General features: G+C 66.2%; 15 protein-coding genes, 1 tRNA gene, 1 pseudogene and 1 riboswitch. Of the genes and pseudogenes, 9 read left to right on the top strand and 8 right to left on the bottom strand.

Annotation, left to right across the window (positions count from 1 at the left end; genetic code table 11):
- Window positions 1–15: 15 nt before the first annotated feature.
- Window positions 16–1092 carry a cytochrome P450 gene (locus ACIBVP_RS40160; RefSeq protein WP_396111784.1) on the bottom strand — a complete coding sequence of 359 codons (1077 nt, stop codon included), beginning with the start codon at window positions 1090–1092 and terminating at the stop codon, window positions 16–18.
- Window positions 1093–1205: 113 nt separating this feature from the next.
- Between ACIBVP_RS40160 and ACIBVP_RS40155 the strand changes: the two are divergent.
- A pseudogene (locus tag ACIBVP_RS40155) lies at window positions 1206–1541 on the top strand (DNA-formamidopyrimidine glycosylase family protein); the annotation flags it as partial.
- On the top strand, window positions 1542–1988 hold the full coding sequence (locus ACIBVP_RS40150) for a zinc finger domain-containing protein (RefSeq protein WP_396111907.1): 447 nt from the start codon (window positions 1542–1544) through the stop codon (window positions 1986–1988). It begins immediately after the preceding pseudogene.
- Here ACIBVP_RS40150 and ACIBVP_RS40145 read toward each other — a convergent pair.
- Window positions 1985–2230, bottom strand: coding sequence for a hypothetical protein (locus ACIBVP_RS40145; RefSeq protein ID WP_396111783.1), 246 nt, complete (start codon window positions 2228–2230; stop codon window positions 1985–1987). The genes ACIBVP_RS40150 and ACIBVP_RS40145 overlap by 4 nt on opposite strands.
- Window positions 2231–2347: 117 nt before the next feature.
- Here ACIBVP_RS40145 and ACIBVP_RS40140 point away from each other — a divergent pair, with 117 nt between their 5' ends.
- Window positions 2348–3436, top strand: coding sequence for a hypothetical protein (locus ACIBVP_RS40140; RefSeq protein ID WP_396111782.1), 1089 nt, complete (start codon window positions 2348–2350; stop codon window positions 3434–3436).
- Between the two features lie 103 nt (window positions 3437–3539).
- Window positions 3540–3616: riboswitch (S-adenosyl-L-homocysteine riboswitch) on the top strand.
- A 16-nt stretch (window positions 3617–3632) separates the two neighbouring features.
- Window positions 3633–7241, top strand: a complete 3609-nt coding sequence (gene metH / locus ACIBVP_RS40135) for a methionine synthase (protein WP_396111781.1) — start codon at window positions 3633–3635, stop codon at window positions 7239–7241.
- Window positions 7242–7682: 441 nt separating this feature from the next.
- Here the strand turns inward: metH and ACIBVP_RS40130 are convergent, their stop codons facing one another.
- Window positions 7683–9425 carry an SDR family oxidoreductase gene (locus ACIBVP_RS40130; protein WP_396111780.1) on the bottom strand — a complete coding sequence of 581 codons (1743 nt, stop codon included), beginning with the start codon at window positions 9423–9425 and terminating at the stop codon, window positions 7683–7685.
- Between ACIBVP_RS40130 and ACIBVP_RS40125 the strand changes: the two genes are divergently transcribed.
- Window positions 9399–9471: transfer RNA gene (locus tag ACIBVP_RS40125), tRNA-Arg, on the top strand. The genes ACIBVP_RS40130 and ACIBVP_RS40125 overlap by 27 nt on opposite strands.
- 121 nt (window positions 9472–9592) lie before the next feature.
- Here ACIBVP_RS40125 and ACIBVP_RS40120 read toward each other — a convergent pair.
- From ACIBVP_RS40120 to ACIBVP_RS40100, 5 genes are all read right to left on the bottom strand, one after another.
- Complete coding sequence (locus ACIBVP_RS40120) at window positions 9593–10252, bottom strand: hypothetical protein (protein WP_396111779.1); 660 nt, start codon at window positions 10250–10252, stop codon at window positions 9593–9595.
- 79 nt (window positions 10253–10331) lie between these two features.
- The gene (locus ACIBVP_RS40115; protein ID WP_396111778.1) at window positions 10332–10580 is read right to left on the bottom strand and encodes an AMED_5909 family protein; all 249 of its coding nucleotides are present in this window, start codon (window positions 10578–10580) and stop codon (window positions 10332–10334) included.
- Window positions 10580–10873, bottom strand: coding sequence for a hypothetical protein (locus ACIBVP_RS40110; protein ID WP_396111777.1), 294 nt, complete (start codon window positions 10871–10873; stop codon window positions 10580–10582). The genes ACIBVP_RS40115 and ACIBVP_RS40110 overlap by 1 nt, the downstream gene beginning before the upstream one ends.
- Window positions 10870–11094 (bottom strand): hypothetical protein, encoded by a 225-nt coding sequence (locus ACIBVP_RS40105; RefSeq protein ID WP_396111776.1) that lies wholly within the window; start codon window positions 11092–11094, stop codon window positions 10870–10872. The genes ACIBVP_RS40110 and ACIBVP_RS40105 overlap by 4 nt, the downstream gene beginning before the upstream one ends.
- 20 nt (window positions 11095–11114) lie before the next feature.
- Window positions 11115–11552: a hypothetical protein gene (locus ACIBVP_RS40100; RefSeq protein WP_396111775.1), complete on the bottom strand. Its 438-nt coding sequence runs from the start codon at window positions 11550–11552 to the stop codon at window positions 11115–11117.
- 112 nt (window positions 11553–11664) lie between these two features.
- Here ACIBVP_RS40100 and ACIBVP_RS40095 point away from each other — a divergent pair, with 112 nt between their 5' ends.
- The 4 genes from ACIBVP_RS40095 (at window position 11665) to ACIBVP_RS40080 (ending at window position 16281) form a co-directional block, all read left to right on the top strand.
- On the top strand, window positions 11665–12447 hold the full coding sequence (locus tag ACIBVP_RS40095; RefSeq protein ID WP_396111774.1) for a GntR family transcriptional regulator: 783 nt from the start codon (window positions 11665–11667) through the stop codon (window positions 12445–12447).
- A gap of 1 nt (window position 12448) precedes the next feature.
- Window positions 12449–13327 carry a DMT family transporter gene (locus ACIBVP_RS40090; RefSeq protein ID WP_396111773.1) on the top strand — a complete coding sequence of 293 codons (879 nt, stop codon included), beginning with the start codon at window positions 12449–12451 and terminating at the stop codon, window positions 13325–13327.
- Between the two features lie 545 nt (window positions 13328–13872).
- Complete coding sequence (locus ACIBVP_RS40085; RefSeq protein WP_396111772.1) at window positions 13873–14925, top strand: UPF0158 family protein; 1053 nt, start codon at window positions 13873–13875, stop codon at window positions 14923–14925.
- Window positions 14926–14934: 9 nt separating this feature from the next.
- A complete protein-coding gene (locus ACIBVP_RS40080) occupies window positions 14935–16281 on the top strand; it encodes a hypothetical protein (protein ID WP_396111771.1) in 1347 nt (448 codons plus the stop codon).
- Window positions 16282–16407 lie beyond the last annotated feature (126 nt).

The raw sequence follows: 16407 nt of genomic DNA, 5'->3' as shown, positions 1-16407 counted from the left end.
TGCACGAAACCCGGTTCAGTGACGGCCCGCGTCCCACACCGCCGCCAGCGGCCCGGGCAGGCGGAGCTTCCAGCCGTGCGGCGCGGGCCGCCAGCCCGGGGCGGGCCGCACGTCCGGCATCCGGTCGAGCAACACGTCCAGGGCGATCCTGGCGACCGTGGTCACCAGCGAGTGCGCCGGGCAGTGGCGCGGCCCGGCGCCGAACCCGAGGTGGGTCCGGATCCGCCGGTGCACGTCGAACCGGTCGGGGTCGGGGAACATCGCCGGGTCGCGGTTCGCCGACGCGAGCACCACCGCCAGCCGGGCGCTGCCCGGGATCTTCCGGCCGGCCAGCGACACCGGCCGCGTCGTCCGCCGGGTGACCGCGCCCAGCGGGCTCGCCCACCGCAGCGCCTCGTACACCGCGGGCCCCAGCAGCGTCCGGTCGCGGCGGACGGCGAACAGCTGCGGCGGGTCCGCCCACAGCCCGGCCAGGGTCCACGCCGCCAGCCACCCCGGCTGGACCACGCTGATCGCGACGTGCTTGAGCAGTGCGGGCACGTCCGTGTCCGCTCGCACCAGCCGCGCCACCACCGAGCCGTCCGCCCGGTTGCGCAGCCGGTCCACCACCACGGCCATCTCGGCGTCCTCGGTCATCGCCGCGATCGCCGCGTTGTCGGCAGACGGGTCACGGTTCGCGTCGTTGACCACCCGCGCGAGCGTGTTCCCCCAGCGTCGCAACGTGTCCGCGCCGCTGACGCCGATGCCGAGCAGTGTCGCCTCGGCGACCGCCGCGACCGGTTCGAAGTACTCGGCCGTCAGGTCCGCGTGGCCCGCGGTGAACACGTCGTCCACCGCCTTGCGGGCCACCGGGCGTGTGATCGTCTCGATCTCGTCGGCGTCCAGGCCCGGCTCGTACGCCCGCCGGAACACGTCGTGGATGTCCGCGTGCTCGCCGGTGAACCGCGCCGGGTCGGACAGGACCGTCAGGACGTCGTGCCACCGGGTCACGAACCACTGGCCCGTGTCGGGCACCCAGGCCACCGGCTCCTCGTCGCGGAGCCGGGCGTAGATCGGGTGGGGGTCGGCGTCGAACTCGGCGAGGGTGCTCATCGCGTCCTTTCCGGTGTGCACGGAAAGCGTCGGGAAAATGATGACACGGATCGGAACGCGATGGCAGCGCCGTGCCGGTGATTGCGCCGTTGGGGTACGGGTAACCGGTCGGCATGCCGGAACTGCCCGATGTCGAGGGATTTCGCCGGGTGTTCGCGGAACACGCCGTGCGACGGCCCGTCAAACGCGTCGAAGTGTGCGATGACCAGGTGCTACGAGGTATCTCGGCAAGTGCCTTCACACGTCGGCTGCGTGGTGTGTCATTTGCCGAACCCATTCGCCACGGTAAATGGCTCGAGGTGTCGGTAGCAACGCGTGAGCGCACTCCGGTCCTGCTACTGCATTTCGGTATGACCGGTGCTCTGGAGTGGTGTTCGCGCAATAGTGAACGCCGGCCGCACGACCGAGTGGTTTTCGAATTCGCGTCCGGCGAGTTGCGCTATCGAGACATGAGAAAGCTACAGGGTCTTCGTCTCGTGGCCGATCCGGACCGCGTCCTGCGCGATCTCGGGCCGGACGCGCTCACGGTGTCCCGGAGCGACTTCGCGGCGGCGTTTGCCGGGCTGCGCAGGCAGGTGAAGACGGCCCTCGTCGACCAGACGCTGATCGCCGGGCTCGGCAACCTCCTCGCCGACGAGATCCTGTGGCGCGCGCGGATCAGTCCCCGGCGGCCGTGTCACCGTCTGGCCGAGTCGGACATCGCCACCCTGCACGCCAGGATGCGCGCCGTGCTGCGCACCTCGGTGCGTGACGAGCGGGTGCCCCCGAGGCGTGGCTGGTTGACCGGGCACCGCGACGACCGCCCCGCGGTCTGCCCCCGCTGTCGCACCGGACTGCGGCGCGGGCGGGTCGGCGGCCGGGGAACGGTGTGGTGCCCCCGCTGTCAGGAAAGTTAGAGAGCGCCGCGCTCCACCCCACCGGGCGGGGTGATGTTGAGGATCGTCGACAGCGGTATCAGCGTCACCGTCTGCCGGAGCCTGCTCTCGGACATGCGGATGCCGAGCCACAACTCGCCGGTCACCGGGTCGTTCTCGAGCGGGCCGACCGCCTCGCCCACCCGGAACCGCTCTCCGTGCTCGTCGCGCAGGAGGAACGTCACCATCGATCCGCGGGCGGGGCCCGCCTCCGCACTTGCCACAGCTGTTCACCTCAACCGGCCAGGGGACACCACAGCCGGGGGTTCCCCGAATGAACGCGAACTATGCACGCGAAATTCGACCCCATGGAACTAACCACTTGAGGCACACTTACCGGTGTGCGCATGCTGCCGGTCGTCCTCGCGGTCCTGCTGGTCGCCGGCTGCGGTTCCGCGCCGCCCGAACCACCCGCGCGGACCCGGTTCACCCAGGTCGAGCTGCCGCCGGGCGCCGCGCCGGTCCGCATCGCCGCCATGGGGGACGAGCTGGTGGTCGCGGTCAGCGACGACGGCGGGCCGGGCATCGTCCGCCACCGCGACGGCGAGAACACCGAGATCCCGCTCACCCCGGCGACCGGCTACGGCGCGGAAGCACTGTGGTACTCGCTCGCCGCCAGGGAGACCGGCGGTGAACCGGAGATCCTCGCCGTCGGCGGCAAGCGCGGCGGCGCGCACGGGAACGTCCGCTGGAGCGTCTGGCGCACCACCGGGAAGGGCATGGCCGAGCAGCCACAGGCGTTCTCCACGTTCGGCGGGCTCGGCGCGGGCGACCTCATCGACGGCGTCCTCCCCGACACCGGCCCGCTGCTCGTCGGTACCTGGCAGAGCCGAAGCGCCGGACTGGACCCGTCCGTGTGGACGACGGACGGCAGCACGTGGACTCGCCGGAGTTCCGCCGGATCACCACTGGAGAGCACTCGAGCCGCTCTGAAGTACCCCATGGCAGCCACCTGGAGCGGCGCTGAGGTCGTGATCGCGGGCTGGCAGCTCGTGAAGGGCCGGCAGCGGCCCGTCGTGTGGACGCTGCGTGACGGGAACGTGGTCACGGCCACGCTGCCCGACGCCGGTCGTCGCGCCGCCGCCATCACCGTGGCCTGCGGGAACACGTGTTCCGTCGCGGGCCAGGTCGACGGGAAACTGGCCGTGTGGCAGGGGCGCGGTAACACCTGGCGACGGGTCCCCGACGTACCGGAGGTGCCCGTCGGCGACAAGGACCGGCCCCCGCCACCGCTCGGTGACACCCTCGTGTACTCCGATCGGGGGAAGGTCCGGATTGCTACCCTCGGTGGCGGCATTCGCGACGCGGCCGGCCCCACCGGAGTGGTCACCGGAGTCGCGCGGGTCGGTGACAGCATCTACGTGCTGGCGGGGCCCACCAACGACAGTCAGGACAACAACCAAACCCTGTGGCGCGCAGGCCCGGGCTGACCGCCCGGTCGCGCGTCGGCTCGGGTGGGACTGCAGAACGAGTCGCTCATCCCGCGATGTGACCGCCATCGCGGTGGTGCCGCGAACTCGCTAAAGTCACCCTTGGGCCGAGAGGCGCTGCAACGGACTGGGGTCCGCCACGCTCGGCCCGGACGACCATTCCAAGGGCGCCTCCCACTACAACGGGAGGTCGCACATGAGCAAAGAACCGGCCCTTCGCGCTCTGTTCGACGAGCGCATCGCCGTGCTCGACGGCGCGTGGGGCACCATGCTGCAGAACGCCTCCCTCAAGCCGGAGGACTTCCGCGGTGACCGCATCGGCGACGACCACACCCACGACGTCACCGGCGACCCCGACCTGCTGAACCTCACGCGCCCGGACGTCATCCTCGACGTGCACCGCCAGTACCTCGCGGCGGGCGCGGACATCACGACCACCAACACGTTCACCGCGACCTCCATCGGCCAGGCCGACTACGGCCTGCAGAGCCTCGTGCGCGAGATGAACGTCGCCGGTGCCCGGCTCGCGCGGCAGGCCGCGGACGAGTTCGGCGGCCGCTTCGTCGCCGGCTCGATCGGCCCCCTCAACGTGACCCTGTCGCTGTCGCCGAAGGTCGAGGACCCGGCGTACCGCGCGGTCACGTTCGACGAGGTCAAGGCCGCCTACGCGGAGCAGATCAGCGCGCTCGCCGAGGGTGGCGTGGACCTCCTGCTGATCGAGACGATCTTCGACACCCTGAACTGCAAGGCCGCCGTCGCCGCCGCGCACGAGGTGGCGCCGCACCTGCCGCTGTGGATCTCGGTGACCATCGTCGACCTGTCCGGCCGCACGCTGTCCGGGCAGACGGTCGAGGCGTTCTGGCGGTCGGTCGCGCACGCGAACCCGCTGGTCGTGGGCGTGAACTGCGCGCTGGGCGCGGAGGAGATGCGGCCGCACGTGGCCGAGCTGGCCCGGCTCGCCGACACCTACGTCGCCTGCCACCCCAACGCGGGCCTGCCGAACGCGTTCGGCGGCTACGACCAGACGCCCGAGGAGATCGGCGCGCTGCTCGGCGACTTCGCCGACGCGGGCATGGTCAACGTCATCGGCGGCTGCTGCGGCACGACCCCGCCGCACATCGCGAAGATCGCCGAGGCGGCGCGTGGCAAGGCACGCAGGCACTTCCCGGAGATCACGACGAGGACCCGCTTCGCCGGCCTGGAGCCGTTCGAGATCGGGCACGACACCGGCTTCGTCATGATCGGTGAGCGCACCAACGTCACCGGGTCGGCGAAGTTCCGCCGCCTCATCGAGGCCGACGACTACCAGGGCGCCGTCGACGTCGCGCTCGACCAGGTGCGCGGCGGCGCGAACCTGCTGGACGTCAACATGGACGCCGACCTGCTCGACAGCGAGCAGGCGATGACCACGTTCCTGAACCTGATCGCGACCGAGCCCGAGGTGGCCCGGATCCCGTTCATGATCGACAGTTCCAAGTGGACGGTCCTCGAGGCGGGCCTGAAGTGCGTGCAGGGCAAGGGGGTCGTCAACTCGATCTCCCTGAAGGAGGGCGAGGAGCCGTTCCTGGCCCAGGCGCGCAAGATCCGCGAGTACGGCGCGGGTGTCGTGGTCATGGCGTTCGACGAGCAGGGCCAGGCCGACACCGCCGACCGCAAGGTCGAGATCTGCGGCCGTGCCTACGACCTGCTGACGAGCAAGGTCGGCTTCCCGGCCGAGGACATCGTGTTCGACCCGAACGTGCTCGCGGTCGCGACCGGCATCGCCGAGCACAACGGGTACGCGAAGGCGTTCATCGACGCGCTGCCGAGGATCAAGGAACGCTGCCCCGGCGCACGCACCTCGGGCGGCATCTCGAACCTGTCGTTCTCCTTCCGCGGCAACAACGTCGTGCGTGAGGCCATGCACTCGGCGTTCCTGCTGCAAGCGGTCCGCGCCGGGCTCGACATGGGCATCGTCAACGCGGGCCAGCTCGCGGTCTACGAGGACATCCCCGCCGACCTCCTGGAGCTGGTCGAGGACGTGCTGTTCGACCGGCGCGAGGACGCGACCGACCGGCTCGTCTCGTTCGCCGAGAACGTGAAGGGCAAGGGCACCAAGCGGGTCGTCGACCTGTCGTGGCGCGAGGGGACGGTCGCGGAGCGGCTGTCGCACGCGCTCGTGCACGGCATCGTGGACTTCATCGAGGACGACACCGAGGAGGCCCGGCAGCAGGCCGCGCGGCCGCTCGACGTCATCGAGGGCCCGCTGATGGACGGCATGAAGATCGTCGGTGACCTGTTCGGGTCCGGCAAGATGTTCCTGCCGCAGGTCGTGAAGAGCGCACGCGTGATGAAGCGTTCCGTCGCCTACCTCGAGCCGTTCATGGAGGCCGAGAAGGAGAAGCTGCGCGCGGAAGGCAAGATCGACACCTCGCGCGGGCAGGGCAAGGTCGTCCTGGCCACGGTCAAGGGCGACGTGCACGACATCGGCAAGAACATCGTCGGCGTCGTTCTTGGCTGCAACAACTACGAGGTGATCGACCTCGGCGTGATGGTGCCCGCGGCGACGATCCTGGACACGGCGGTGGCCGAGAGCGCCGACGTGATCGGTCTGTCCGGGCTCATCACCCCGTCGCTGGACGAGATGGTGTCGGTGGCGGCGGAGATGGAGCGGCGCGGGCTGAAGCTGCCGCTGCTCATCGGCGGTGCCACGACGTCCCGCCAGCACACGGCGGTGCGGATCGCGCCCGCGTACTCGAACACGACGGTCCACGTGCTGGACGCGTCCCGCGTGGTCGGCGTGGTGTCCGACCTGCTGGACGCGGACCGCGCGGAGGCCCTGGCCAAGCGCAACCGCGAGGACCAGGACACGCTGCGCGAGCAGCACGAGAAGAAGCGCCGCCAGCCGTTGCTGACGCTGGACCAGGCGCGCGCGAACCGCGAGGCCGTGTCGTTCGACGACATCCCGACGCCCGAGTTCACGGGCCTGCGCGTCGTCGAGCCGTCGATCGCCGAACTGCGCGAGATGATCGACTGGCAGTTCCTGTTCCTGGCGTGGGAGCTGAAGGGCAAGTACCCGGCGATCCTCGACCAGCCGGTGGCCCGCGAACTGTTCGACGACGCGAACGCCATGCTGGACCAGATCATCGCCGACGGCTCGCTGACCGCACGTGGCGCGTACGCCTTCTGGCCCGCACACTCCGAGGGCGACGACATCGTCCTGGCGTCCGGGGAGCGGTTCCCGATGCTGCGGCAGCAGACGCAGAAGCCGGAGGGCCGCCCGAACCGCTCGCTCGCCGACTACGTGGCCCCCTCGGGTGACCACCTGGGCGGCTTCGCGGTGGCGATCCACGGCGCGGAGGACCTGGCGGCGACGTACGAGGCCGAGAACGACGACTACAAGGCCATCATGGTGAAGGCCTTGGCGGACCGCCTGGCGGAGGCGTTCGCCGAGTACATCCACCTGGAGGCCCGCCGCCGCTGGTTCGAGCCGGACGCGCAGCCGTCCCTGGCGGACCTGCACGCGGAACGGTTCCGCGGCATCCGCCCGGCCCTCGGCTACCCGGCAAGCCCCGACCACAGCGAGAAGAAGCAACTGTTCGAGCTGCTGGACTCGTCGTCACTGGGCATCGGCCTGACCGACAACTACGCCATGACCCCGGCGGCAGCGGTCTCGGGCCTGATCTTCCAACACCCGGACTCCCGCTACTTCACGGTAGGCCGCATCAACAAGGACCAGGTAACGGACTACGCCACCCGCCGAGGCCTCCCAGTAGAAGAAATCGAACGCTGGCTACGCCCAAACCTGGCCTACGACCCCAAGTAACCCCGCGAGTCACGCGCAAAACCCCCGCGAGTCGCGCGCTGGAACAGCGCGAGTCGCGCGCAGGAACAGCGCGAGTCGCGCGCTAAGACATACCGAGTTGTCAGTTTCGTGCACATCGTGAGGCGTCGACGTGTGCACGAAACTGACAACTCGATGTGGCCGAGCGCGCGACTCGCCATGTTCCAGCGCGCGACTCGCGGCGTTGTGGGCGCCGGCCGGAGGCTGGGGGGAACATCCGGCCGGCGTTTCCGGTCCCGACCGCGGCGAAAACCGAGCCACGTCAGCAATGTCCTGGGGGTGTCGACATCACCGGGAAGGCGTCAGGTTTGTTGCCGCCGCAATCGTTGACCAACCTGTACAACGGCGGACCGTCACCGTACGTTCCCGTCGCGACGTGCCTTCCGTCACAGGGAGTCACAACAAGCCGCCTGCGTCGTCCGATCAGATCCGCCGCCCGAGAGCAGCGAGCACGGCCCGCGTGGCCGCGGGGGAGAGGCGGTTGGCCACGGCACCGACCTTGGCCTCCGCGGTGACGGGCACGACGGTCTTGTTCTCCCGCACGGCGGCCACCACGGCGGCGGCGACCTTCTCGGGCCCGAACCCGCGCCGCCGGTACAGCTCGGTGGTCCGGGCCTGCTGCGCTCGTTCCTCGTCGGCGGACAACCCGGCGAACCGGGCGGACGAGGTGATGTTGGTGTGCACGAACCCGGGACAGATGGCGCTGACCCCGATCCCGTCGGCGGCAAGCTCCCCGGCGAGGCACTGGGCAAGCATCAGAACCCCAGCCTTGGTGGTCCCGTAGGCGGGAAGAGAGGGAAGCGGAAGAAACCCGGCGGCGGACGCGGTGATGACGACGTGCCCACCCTCCCCACGCGCGACCAGGGGCGGCAGGAACGAGCGCAGTGTGTGGATGACACCCCAGACGTTGACGTCGAACACCCGCTGCCAGTCCGAGAGCGAGGTGTCGAGAAACGACCCGGCGACTGCCACACCGGCGTTGGCCATGACAAGGTCAGGCACCCCGTGCTCGGCGAGGACGTGGTCAGCCAACCGCTGGGTGGCCTCGGCGTCGGCGACGTCGAGCTGAAGAGCCGCCCCGCCGACGTCCTGAGCGGTCCGGGCAGCGGCGTCGAAGTCGATGTCGACGCACAGGACGTCCCAACTTTCGGCGCCGAGAGCCAGTGCCGTAGCCCGCCCGATCCCGCTGCCAGCGCCGGTCACGAGAGCAAGCCGCCCGCCAGGCGCGTCCGCACCGACAACGGCCCGAGCAAGCTCCCGAGGAGCGGCATCCCCGCGAAGGTGATCGATGAACTCGACGATCATCCGGGCGGCCAGCACAGGCTTGTCCCGAACAAGCCAGTGCCCACCTGCCACAGGCCGCCGCCAGAGCCGCTCACACCACGGGTCGGCGGCTTCGAGAATCGAGGGCGTGACGAACGGATCCTGGGTGAGGGCGAGCTGCTGAACGGGTACGGAGATCCGCCGAGCCCCGGGCCGCGAGAGCCGCCCTACCATGTTGGCCCGGTAGAGCTCGATCCCGTTGCGGGCGTCCCGGTACCTGGCGTGGAACCTGCGCCGCAGGACGGGCAGCCGCCAGACCAGTTCGGGCACCACCGGCACCTGAAACGCCCCGATGTACCAGGAGTGAAGAAGCTGCCGAAGCACCCGCCCCTTGCTCGCGCGACGCATCCACGTCCCGACGTGGTCGAGATCGGGACCGGAGATCGAGGTGTAGGAGGCGAAGAGCCCGCTCAGTTCGGGGTCGCTGACGGCGGCCCAGGCCTGAATCGACCCCCAGTCATGAGCCACGAGGTGAACCGGCTGGTCAGAAGCGTCCCGCACGACGGCGACGAGGTCCTCGACCAGCCGGGGGATCAGGTACCCGTCCCGTGCCCCAGGCTCCCCGGACTCACCGGCTCCGCGAACGTCGTACCGGATGACCCGAAACCGCGCCGCCAGCTCCCGAACCACCCCATCCCAAACGGACGCATTGTCCGGATAGCCGTGCACGAGGACGACAGGAGCCCCGTCACCAGGCCCGTCCTCGTAAACCGCAAGCCGAACCCCACCCGACTCCACCCACCGTCGACCCATGAGGTCACGGTAGTCGCAAGCCCCGAAACCGCATGCGCTAAGCTTCCCGCAGTCGCAAGACGAGCCCACGTAGCTCAGGGGATAGAGCACTGCCCTCCGGAGGCAGGTGTCGCAGGTTCAAATCCTGCCGTGGGCGCCCAGGAAAACAGCCCCTGGCCAGCAGTTCTGGTCGAGGGGCTGTTGTCGTTAGTGCCCGGCTGTGTCCGGCCCGATCCGGCGTTTCCCAGGTGGCTGCGGACAATGCGCGGACAAGATGATCAATGGCCTAGCGCCTCCTGGATCCGCCGCTTGGCGATCACGTCCTGGCCGTAGAGGCAGGCCGCGTAGACCTCCATGAGGACCGCCAGCGAGTGCCCCGCCCACTCGGCGACCAGGGCAGGATCAGCGCCGCCGGACAGCCAGGTACTCACGGCCGCGTGCCGGAGGTCATAGGGCCGAGCCGCGAGGGGCGTGGCCTGAGCCTCCTCAGTGAGCGCGATGCGCCTCGCAGCTCGCCAGGCCCGCGTGTAGGTGATCATCGGCAGCGGTCCACCCCGCGTACCCCGGAACAACAGATCATCGGCACCGAACCCGTATCGCTCGATGTGCTCCCACAGCAGCCGAGTCAGGTCCGGTGGCACCGGCACGGTTCGTCCCTCGCCAGCGCCGCGTGACTTCAGGTGCCGCACGTCCCGAGGCTGCCCGCCATCGGTCCACCGAGCGCCGATATGGGGAGTCGCCTCGTCGAGGTGCAGTTCACCCCAGCCGTAGACCAGCGTGTCCCCGTCCCACACGTAGGACAACAGGGTGCGGTCACCGATCTGGGACGGCAAGCCCTTCACGAACTGAGCTCGCGACCAGCCCCGTGCCTCACGGACCCGGCGCAACTCCTCACCCAAGGCACGCGCGATCGCGGCAGCCGTGGCCTCATCGGTCACGTCAACACCATCCAGACGGGCACCGCTCACCGGCATCGCCGTCGCCATCACATCCACCATCCGAGCCGCCGCCAGCCAGTCAGGCTTCACAGTCGAGCGTCGGGTCAAGCCGGTGCTCGATCTCCCGAGCACGACGGATCGCGAACACCGCGTACTGAGACGCCTCCTGCCGGTTCGCCACGTCCGCCTTGGCCGCCGCCGCGTACACCTCCGCGCTGTGCCGGTGAAACGCCGCCCACTCAGCCGGTGCCGCGTCATGAGCGGGCCTGCGCCGCCACAACGCCTCATGCGCCTCGAACAACGACGACGGCGCAACCTGCTTTGCCATCAGTACCCACCACCAGAGTCACCGTCGTCCCCGGTCACCAGCAGATGCCGGGGCCTGCGCTCCGGCGGAGCAGGCTCCCCGTCCGGATCGATCTCAGCGGCAAGCTTCGCGGCCTCGCGAGCCAGCTCCCGGCAGAACCTTGCCAGCACGAGATCGCCGCCGGGGAACGGCGGGAGCTGGATCGCGAAATTGACCGGGTCCAGGTAGATCACGAGCGCCGGAAGGTGCTCGGTGACCCGCATGAAGCCAGCGGCGGCGTCGCGGCCAGGGCTGCACGTCACGTTGAACGTCATCCCTGACCACCTCCATGGGGCTTGCGGCCGAGGTCAACCGCGACCTGTTGAGCCGCAACAGAAAGGTCCTGGCAGAACCGCGCGAGGATGATCCCGCCGCCGTTCACGGCCGGAACGTCGATCACGAGCCTGCCCGGGTCCATGGTCAGGACGAGCGAGAGCCAGCCGGGGCCGACCCGTCGCACGTCGGCGGCAGCCCCGCGACCTGGAGCGCATGTCACTGTGAACACCCCGCCCCCGATCAGGCCGCAGCGGACTTGGCCGATGACGTGGACTTGGGCGCGTCGACCGCCCGCAGTCCGGTAGCCCGGATCACCCAGGTGATCCACTTGGCCTGCCCGGACGCCTCAGCGCGAGGCTGGACCGTCAGCCCTTCCAGGATCACCGGCCGGAAGGGCAGGCCCGCCACGGCCGCCGGAGGCACCGGCTGCTGCTTGGCCGCGATCTCGACAGTGATCGACTTGTCGCGGTCCTTCTCTGCCGACGGGTCCGCGATCGTCACCCGGAACAGGGGGAGACCGGTCGCCTCGTCGATGCGCGGGCGGACCGGCCGGTTGCGGGCCTTGTCCTCCTGGGACTGGTACTCGGTGACGGGTACAACCTCGCCGATGATGTACGCACCCTGCGGAAACACCAGGTCGAAGTCCACCGGGAAGCGAGTGCCGTAGGGGACAGCCATGTGGTTACCTCCTGTGTACAACTGGCTTGAGCCAGTAGTGGCTTAAGCCAGTGAAGCACATCGCATCGCCGTCGGCAACCAACTGGTTTAAGCCAGTTGTATGCTGAGTGGCATGACCCCTGCCGACGGCCCCGAGGCCGAGCAGCTCCCCAGCCGCCGCATCGCCGATGCGGTGCGCGAGCTGATCACGTCCGGCGAGCTAGCGCCGGGCGACAAGCTGCCGTCGGAGCGCGAGCTGGCCCGCCGCTTCGGCACAGCCCGCAACACCGCCCGCGAGGCGATCCGCCTGCTGACAGAAGAGGCACTGGTCACCCCGCACCACGGCAAGGGCGTCTTCGTCCGCGAGACGCAACGCCTGTTCCGGTGGGGCAACGACCGCTACTCGAGGAAGGCATACCGCGAGACCGGCCTGACCCCGTTCCGCCTGGAGATGCAGCGTCAGGGCAAGACCGCGCGCATCGAGGCCGTGGCGATCGACCGCGTAGTTCCACCGCCCGAAGTGGCCGAACGCCTGAACGTCCCCGCGGACGAGGAGTCAGTACTCCGCCGCCTGAACGAGTACCACGCCGACGACGAACCGGTACAGCTCGTGACGACGTATCTGCGCTGGTCAGACGCAGAAGGCACACTGCTGACCGAGCCGAAGACGGGACCGGGCGGCATCCACGGCCGACTGGAAGACAAGGGCCATACCCTGAAAACCGGCCGCGACGAGGTCACCGCACGCATGCCGACGCACGAGGAAGCCCGCTTCCTGGAGACGCCGGCCGGAGTGCCCGTGCTCGACGTTCTACACACGAGCTTCGACCAGAACGGCGAGGCATTCGAGGTCACCAGGTTTGTGCACCGCGCTGATCGGTCGGGCCTGGTCTACAACTTCGACATCGAGCCCTGACGTGCGCACCTCGGTCCGCGGACCACTACTGATCGCGACGTTGGCGCTGGTCTGGGGCTCCAACTTCCTGTGGATCAAGGTAGCCCTGGACGCCTTCAGCCCAATCCAGCTCACCGTTGCCCGCATGGTGCTCGGCGCGCTGGTCCTGCTGGCAGTGGTGGCCATCCGCCGGGACAAGCTTCCCGCGGACCTGCCGACGTGGGGCCACCTGTTCGTAGCGGCGCTGGTGGCGAACGCAGCGCCGTATCTGCTGTTCGCGCTGGGGGAGACCCGTGTTGACTCGGGCATCGCTGGCGCGCTGAACGCGACAACGCCGCTGTGGACGCTGGCTCTGGCCTTCCTGGTGCGACAGTCGTCCCGGCTGAGCGGGTTGCAGGTGCTCGGCCTGGTGCTGGGCTTTCTCGGCAGCCTGCTGATCTTCACGCCGTGGGACGCCAGTTCGGTCAACACGCTGGGCGCGCTGTTCTGCCTGCTGGCCGCGCTGAGCTACGGCATCAGCTACCTGTACATGAGCAAGTACCTGACCCCAAAGAACCTCACGCCAACAGTCCTGTCGACAAGCCAACTGATCGCAGCAAGTGTCCTCACGGCACTGACGCTGCCTCTCGACACGGCCGGAGCGCCGACGTGGTCATGGGTGCCATGGCTGTCCTTGGCGATCCTCGGCGTACTCGGCACCGGCCTGGCCTACATCATCAACTACGCACTGATTAGGACGGAAGGACCCGTAGGTGCGTCAGTGGTGACTTATCTGGTCCCGATCACGTCGGTAGTCTTCGGCATCGCCTTCCTCAGCGAGTCAATATCACTGCCGCCCTTCATCGGGATTGCCGTGATCTTGTTGGGAGTGCGGATGTCCCGCCGACGTCCGCACAGGTAAGTCGTGTCGAAGTGAGCTTCACGGAAGGTTCACCCGATGAGGTGGCTCTCTTACATCCCGATGAGGTGGCTCTCTTACATACTGAGGCCAGAAGCACTCTTGACTTCAGCTGGAGTGCGGGATAGTACACCTCAGCAGCCCGCTACACGAAGTGTTACCAAATGTGATTGAGATCACATGTACTCCGAATGCCCACGGTCCGTTACCCCAAACAGCCTACATGATGTAACGCTGAGTATTCAAAGTTACGTTATGTGTGACCAAGGTATCTAAGTGTTACTTGACTGACCTGGATCGTATGGCCATGATGAGTACCGGAGAGTGCTGAAACTCTGTTTCCTTCCTGACAGTGCAAGGGGACGGGGTGTGGGCACCTGACCAGCCGGGCGAGACCGACCCACTGAAGCACAGTAGGTGGTTCAACCGTCAAGCCTAGCCCCTGCGGGGAAGCAGAGTCAGGTGTCAGCTGTTGCTGGTGCTACTTCCACAGTCGAATAGGCCGGGGTCCAAGCGGGCCCCGGCCTACCTCACACGTGGAGTAGTGGATGTCAACTGGTGACATGCTGGGGGAATCTCAGCACAACATGATGGGCCGTCGCGAAGACGCCTTTAAGCTGCTGGTTACAGCCGTAGAATTGCTGCAGCGCGCAAGTCGAGAGCGGCCGCCTACTGCAAGTCAGGTGCGAATTCAGTTACGCGAACTCACTTATGGCGGTTTTCGCCTAGCGGATCTGGGATATAGTCGTTTCCGCGAGTTCCTTGCTGACGCCGAAAAGCGCGATTTCGTCAAATTGGATAGTGGGCGTGAAGGAGACCTAGGAGTCGCTCTTCCTGACGTTATCGGAAACAGAATATCTGTTCGTCCCGCTGTCGTCCGCCGCGATGTATGGAAAGCATTCGTGAACTGGAACCAGTCGCTTGCGCGCTGGTACGACGTCGAGCATGACCGTGCGATCGTTCTTCCGCGGCAACCAGCAATACTAGAACCGCAAGAATTCCAAGAGTCTCGCAAAAGGATTGAGGAGCACCCGGAAAATTTTGTTCCTATAGAGCCGATCTCGGTGGGCATGCAGCTAGGATGGATGAGGAAATTCACGTCCACTATAGCTGACCCAGAGCTAAGGAAGCTACTTGAGGCGGCCCTTGACGGTGCGCAACCTGCAAAGACTTTCGTAGCAATACTAAAAAAGTTCCCGGCGCAGCTCGATCACTGGCACATAGCGTTGACCAACGAAGTGCGCGCCGTCATTGGAGATTGGAAAGCAGCGAATCCGCGCCTGCAATCTCTTGTAATAGATCGCATAGATTCCGAAGGTAAAGAGGAATCTATCCCTGGGCCTGTGGTTGAACGACCTGATCACAGCTTTGCTAGTAGAATTAGCCTGGAGAGCTTGCTTCGACTAGCGGCGGGAAGTAAGCTTTGGCACTTTAGTAACACTGAAGCTGACGCCAGAGGACATCACAAGCGCGAAGGCGAAGACAGAGTGAGGTCGACAGAGTCTGAGATGAGAGAGAGCCTCCATGCGGCGATAGACCGCATGCCAATTGATGAGCTTCGACGAATCAGACTACCCATCGGCTACCTGTACTCGGAATGAAAATTTGAGATGAAGACGCTGCTGGACGTCCTTGACAATGTGCGCATTGCGCCTAGCTCCACGGAGTACATGTCCGGAGGTCGAGTCGCGTTTAAGAAGAAGTCAAGGTTAAGGTTGCCCGGCGAGCGGGACCTGGTTCTGCCATCGGATCCAGACGGTTTGAGCCTAGTCGTCGATCAGCAGATATCGATCGACGGACTTAGCGCAGGAGTTGAGCTAGGCGCTAAGTTAGAGCTACTACGAAGCCCTGCAATTGCACTTTCCTTAGCTGCGCCTACTGATGAACACTTGCGCACTTTTGGATTGCGTCCAGATTCCTTTAGAAGAGAAGAGCCGCGAAGGGTATCTACGTTTCTCGGACTGAATTTTGGAACGATAGGAATCCGCTACGGGTTCGGTAGATTTCTCGTCGTCGAGAATGCCATAAGGATGGGCAGTAGTAGCGTTGCGCATGCAGACGTTCGTTGGACGTCGGCCATTGATGAACTGGAGGAGTGGCTCCTTCAGGAGTTTTGCCTAGCAAAGCCGTCATCCGTTCTAATTGGCCCCGAACCAGGGAGTTCGCCGTGGAAAACTGTCACAATTTTACTCGGCGGACCGGGCGGGCGTAGCCAAAGTATTCCCGCCGACTGGAAACGACAAGCGCAACTCGCCGCCGGTTTGCGACGTGTAAATTTGGATGTACGCGTAAATCCAGACTTAACGCGTAGCAATATTATCCGAGAATTACGTACAGCACCCCCCAGTGCCTTGCTTGTTTGGGCAGGTTGGGTGTCAAGTCCTGAAGCATACATAGATCCCTATCTAATTGCCAGGCCTTCTGCGGTCGCCGAGATACTAGGAAGCTCAAGTGCTGACATGACGTTCGAGGACACGAAGATTGAGCTCATGCTCCATCTTCGTGAGATCGAACCGCTTAACTCAACGAGGACTCCTATTAAGGATTGGAAGCAATTCGCCCAGGCGGCCGAGTTGCTTCGCAGTGATTACTTCCATCTAACCGAGCGAGCCAGAAGTATGATGGAGAAGAATCGGTATCGCTTCCCTGAGCGAATGTTTGATCACTTGGAACGATTGTCGAGATTAGCGTATGATTTTAGAGCAAGCGATGGCAAAGTCAGCGGGCGAATAGCTGAAGTCGGACGAACTTCGCATGGAATCGAGATCGCACTCTTCGATAGTTCACTTTCCGGTACGCATATCGTCTACGAGGGGGCGAGACTCGACACAGTTCCACATGTCAAGGTGGACGATGCGAAGCGCGAGCCAGATAAGTGCGGCCGCATCTATTTCGCGATCGATAGCACCAACTTGCGATTTGTCGTCGACCATATCGGCATACATGACTACGGATAACATCGAGCACCGTTGCGTCCACCACCTTGCCTGTCTAGTCCCACCTGATGCTTGACGGTTCGATCCCAGGTGATGGTTGACGGTTGGCCTAGGTTTCATAGGGCACTCGTCTTGGGTCTGTGGGTC

This window comes from Actinophytocola sp. NPDC049390 (genome assembly GCF_044466355.1).
GTDB lineage: Bacteria > Actinomycetota > Actinomycetes > Mycobacteriales > Pseudonocardiaceae > Actinophytocola.
This window is presented reverse-complemented; position numbering and strand designations above follow the sequence as displayed.

What these genes read in the sequence shown, in the direction of transcription:
- ACIBVP_RS40160 (WP_396111784.1), bottom strand. Translation starts at nt 1,092, where the DNA reads ATGAGCACCCTCGCCGAGTTCGACGCCGACCCCCACCCGATCTACGCC.
- ACIBVP_RS40150 (WP_396111907.1), top strand. Translation starts at nt 1,542, where the DNA reads ATGAGAAAGCTACAGGGTCTTCGTCTCGTGGCCGATCCGGACCGCGTC.
- metH (WP_396111781.1), top strand. Translation starts at nt 3,633, where the DNA reads ATGAGCAAAGAACCGGCCCTTCGCGCTCTGTTCGACGAGCGCATCGCC.
- ACIBVP_RS40115 (WP_396111778.1), bottom strand. Translation starts at nt 10,580, where the DNA reads ATGGCAAAGCAGGTTGCGCCGTCGTCGTTGTTCGAGGCGCATGAGGCG.
- ACIBVP_RS40110 (WP_396111777.1), bottom strand. Translation starts at nt 10,873, where the DNA reads ATGACGTTCAACGTGACGTGCAGCCCTGGCCGCGACGCCGCCGCTGGC.
- ACIBVP_RS40100 (WP_396111775.1), bottom strand. Translation starts at nt 11,552, where the DNA reads ATGGCTGTCCCCTACGGCACTCGCTTCCCGGTGGACTTCGACCTGGTG.
- ACIBVP_RS40095 (WP_396111774.1), top strand. Translation starts at nt 11,665, where the DNA reads ATGACCCCTGCCGACGGCCCCGAGGCCGAGCAGCTCCCCAGCCGCCGC.
- ACIBVP_RS40085 (WP_396111772.1), top strand. Translation starts at nt 13,873, where the DNA reads ATGTCAACTGGTGACATGCTGGGGGAATCTCAGCACAACATGATGGGC.
- ACIBVP_RS40080 (WP_396111771.1), top strand. Translation starts at nt 14,935, where the DNA reads ATGAAGACGCTGCTGGACGTCCTTGACAATGTGCGCATTGCGCCTAGC.